This window comes from Streptomyces sp. Root1310, from assembly GCF_001426425.1.
In the GTDB taxonomy this organism is placed as follows: domain Bacteria; phylum Actinomycetota; class Actinomycetes; order Streptomycetales; family Streptomycetaceae; genus Streptomyces.
The window spans coordinates 1-2,771 of sequence record NZ_LMEQ01000027.1; the positions used below are offsets into that span (position 1 = coordinate 1).

Sequence of the window (2,771 nt, forward strand, 5' to 3'; positions counted from 1 at the left end):
CCGCCCACCGCAACCACGCCCTGCACCCCGGCGACCTCGTCCTCCTCGCCGGCTTCGGCGGCGGCATGGCCGCAGGCCTCGCCCTCATCGAATGGTGAGGGAGTCCTGCGAGGGCCGGCCGGCGTGGCGGACGCGCTGTCCGGCCACGGCGGCGGCGCCGGGAGCCGGCTGGGCACGGCCGGCTCCGAAGGCCACCAGGGACCGCCAGAGCTGCCTGAGGCAGTAGTTCCTGCACCGCCGCAGTGCCGTCGGGCAGCCGCGCAGCAAGCTGTTCATGTCCGCACCCGCGTTTCCGCGCTCGTCATCACCTGCAGAGACTGCCAAGGCTCACTCGCGGATCGGTGGAAGGGGCCGGGGCGTCGCAGGCGTGGGCGGATCCGGGCGCGCCGGGGCGTCAGTCGATGCCGCGTACGACGTGGGGTTCCAGGGGGTCGTCCTCGTCGATGCCGGCGAGCCGCAGCGGCGGGGCGAGGGCCTGGGCGTCCTGGGCCTGTCTGCTGTTCTCCTGCGGGGTGTCGTACATGTGCTCCTCCTCGGGTGGGCTCGGTGGCGGCACGGGTCCGCCGTGCAGGGGGCCGGGGCAGGAGGCCTGCTCGGGGCGCAGGATGGTGGGCGTGACGCCGGGTGCGTCCAGGCGGAGCCGGGCGACCGTGAAGTCCGCGAAGTCAGTGAAGTCAGTGCTGGGCTGCGAGGGCATGCCGGGTGCTCCTTGAGTTCGCTGTGTTGCGGTGGATTTCGAGCGTCGCCGTGGAGCGGTTGAGCGTGATGTAGTGCAGTCCGGGGGCGCCTTCGGCGAGGAGCCGCTCGGCCATCGCGGTGGCGTGCTCGACGCCGATGCGGTGGCCTTCGGCGGGCTCGTCGCGCACGGCGTCCAGGCGGTGGGCGAGGTCCTCGGGGAAGGCGGCGCCGCTGAGGGCGGCGAAGCGGGCGATCTGGCGTACGTCGGTGGCCGGCATGATCTCCGGGATGATCGGGGTGTCGCAGCCCGCGGCGGCCACCCGGTCGCGCAGCCGCAGGTAGTCCTCGACGCGGAAGAACATCTGGGTGATGGCGTAGTCGGCGCCCGCCCTGCACTTGGCGACGAAGTGGCGGATCTCGCTGTCCCAGTCCGGCGAGCGCGGATGACGTTCGGGAAAGGCCGCCACGCCGACGCTGAAGTCGCCCGACTCCTTGATCAGGGACACCAGTTCATGGGCGTGGGTGAAGCCGTCGGGGTGCCGCGTCCAGGGGGCGTTGGGGTCGCCGGGCGGGTCGCCGCGCAGGGCGAGGACGTCCCGCACGCCGGCGTCGGCGTACTGGCCGATGATGTGGCGCAGTTCCGCCACCGAGTGGCCGACCGCGGTCAGGTGGGCGACGGGGCGCAGGGTGGTGTCGGTGGCGATCCGTTTGGTGACCTCGACGGTGCGCTCCCGGGAGGAGCCGCCGGCGCCGTAGGTGACGGAGACGAAGGCCGGTGCGAGGGGTTCGATCCGGCGGATCGCCTCCCACAGCGTCCGCTCGCCCTTGGCGGTCTTCGGCGGGAAGAACTCGAAGGAGAACGACGGGGTTCCCCGGCCGAGGGTGTCGCGCAGGGTGGTCATGGCCGGCCTCCGGCGTTGAAGTAGCCGGCCTCGGGGTGGTGCACCACGATCGCGTCCGTGGACTGTTCGGGGTGCAGCTGGAACTCCTCGGACAGGTGGACGCCGATGCGCTCCGGGCGGAGCAGGCCGGCGATCTTGGCGCGGTCCTCCAGGTCTGGGCAGGCCGGGTAGCCCAGGGAGTAACGGCAGCCCTGGTACTCGGTGCGCAGCACGGCGTCCAGGGAGTCCGGGTCGGCCGAGGCGATGGCGAGTTCGGCGCGCACGCGTGCGTGCCAGTACTCGGCGAGGGCTTCGGCCAGCTGCACGGACAGGCCGTGCAGTTCGAGGTAGTCGCGGTAGGCGCCGGCCTCGAACAGCTTGGCGGTCTCCTCGCCGATGCGGGAGCCGACGGTGACGATCTGGAGGCCGACGACGTCGTTCTCCCCCGATTCCTGGGGGCGGAAGAAGTCGGCCAGGCACAGGCGGCGGCCGCGGTGCTGGCGCGGGAAGGTGAAGCGGGTCAGTTCGGAGCCGGTGTCGTCCAGCAGGATCAGGTCGTCGCCCTTGGAGGCGGCGCGGAAGTAGCCGTGGACGACGGCCGCTTCGAGGAGGTTGTCGGTCTGCAGGCGGTCGAGCAGGCCGCGCAGCCGGGGCCGGCCCTCGGTCTCGACGAGTTCCTCGTAGGTCGGGCCGTCGCCGGTGCGGGCCTGCTTGAGGCCCCACTGGCAGGGCGCTCTCGTCGAGCCAGGAGGCGTACTCCTTGAGCGGGATGCCCTTGCTGACGCGGGTGCCCCAGAAGGGCGGCGTCGGGACGCGGTTGTCGGTGGCGACGTCGGAGCGTGCGCCTTCTTCGGGGCGCTGCGGTGCGGGCGGGGCGGGTGCGGTGGCCCTGACCCGGCGCTGTCTGAGGTCGGGCAGGGTCGCGCCGGGCACGCCCCGCTTGACGGCGATGAGGGCGTCCATGAGGTGCAGGCCCTCGAAGGCGTCGCGGGCGTAGCGGACCTCGCCCTGGTAGATCTCGTGCAGGTCCTGTTCGACGTAGGCGCGGGTGAGGGCGGCGCCGCCGAGGATGACGGGGTAGTCGGCGGCCAGGCCGCGGGAGTTGAGCTCCTGCAGGTTCTCCTTCATGATCACCGTGGATTTGACCAGCAGGCCGGACATGCCGATGACGTCGGCCCGGTGTTCCTCGGCGGCTTCCAGGATCGCGGAGAC

At 72.3% G+C, this 2,771-nt stretch carries 4 protein-coding genes and 1 pseudogene; 1 reads left to right on the forward strand and 4 read right to left on the reverse strand.

Going from position 1 to position 2,771, the window contains the following annotated elements; all coding sequences use genetic code 11:
* Positions 1 to 20: 20 nt before the first annotated feature.
* Positions 21 to 98, forward strand: coding sequence for a hypothetical protein (locus ASD48_RS42470; RefSeq protein WP_282438338.1), 78 nt, complete (start codon positions 21 to 23; stop codon positions 96 to 98).
* Here the strand turns inward: ASD48_RS42470 and ASD48_RS44435 are convergent.
* The 4 genes and pseudogenes from ASD48_RS44435 to ASD48_RS42475 form a co-directional block, all read right to left on the reverse strand.
* On the reverse strand, positions 85 to 276 hold the full coding sequence (locus tag ASD48_RS44435; protein WP_157880708.1) for a hypothetical protein: 192 nt from the start codon (positions 274 to 276) through the stop codon (positions 85 to 87). The two genes, ASD48_RS42470 and ASD48_RS44435, sit on opposite strands and share 14 nt — an antisense overlap.
* 118 nt (positions 277 to 394) lie before the next feature.
* Positions 395 to 697, reverse strand: a complete 303-nt coding sequence (locus ASD48_RS27245; protein ID WP_057604388.1) for a hypothetical protein — start codon at positions 695 to 697, stop codon at positions 395 to 397.
* Complete coding sequence (gene metF / locus ASD48_RS27250) at positions 675 to 1,580, reverse strand: methylenetetrahydrofolate reductase [NAD(P)H] (RefSeq protein ID WP_057604389.1); 906 nt, start codon at positions 1,578 to 1,580, stop codon at positions 675 to 677. Before metF ends, ASD48_RS27245 begins: the two co-directional genes overlap by 23 nt.
* Positions 1,577 to 2,771: pseudogene (locus ASD48_RS42475) on the reverse strand (vitamin B12 dependent-methionine synthase activation domain-containing protein); the annotation flags it as partial. The pseudogene ASD48_RS42475 and the gene metF, both read right to left, overlap by 4 nt.